Origin of the sequence: Oceanobacillus luteolus (assembly GCF_042678205.1) — a bacterium.
Classification (GTDB): Bacteria; Bacillota; Bacilli; order Bacillales; family Amphibacillaceae; genus Oceanobacillus; species Oceanobacillus luteolus.
Map to the genome: position 1 here is coordinate 1 of NZ_JBHUDE010000051.1, position 527 is coordinate 527.

At 38.5% G+C, this 527-nt stretch carries 1 pseudogene; it reads right to left on the reverse strand.

What is annotated here, in order from left to right:
* A pseudogene (locus ACFSBH_RS12060) lies at positions 1 to 527 on the reverse strand (IS21 family transposase); the annotation flags it as partial.

A 527-nucleotide genomic window follows, 5' to 3' on the forward strand; every position in this document is an offset into this window, starting at 1 on the left:
ACGGGACCATCTTTTTCGCCGCGTATCAGTAAGTTACCATCATCTGTCACTTCAATATAGACATTTTTCTCTTTTGTGTATGTTCCGAGAGGAACCGAATAGCGATTCGAGAGATACAGGATGGTATTGTCCTTCCTCACCGTTCTTGTTATACTAGAATCAATAGGTGAAATATTTATTTTTTTGACGGCTGGTCGTAAGTGTTGCTTTTCCAGAGAAAACACTTCGACTGGTCTTTTTTTAGTTGTATTGTGAACTTTTTTATTCCCCGTCCTTGCTAACCATCTCAACATCGCATCATTCCATTGTTCAATGTTTTCGTACACTCTATTTTTTGCGAAATTTCCTTTGATAAAACCGACGACATTTTCAACTTTCCCTTTGCTTTCAGGGTCTTGTTTTCGACAAATCGCTATATTTAATTTTCTTTCTTCGCGGTAAGATTGAAACTCTGCGGTTAAGATAACGTCTCCTGCATTTTCGTTTACAACGAGTAAAGCGTCTTGATCGTATACGAGTTCGTACGG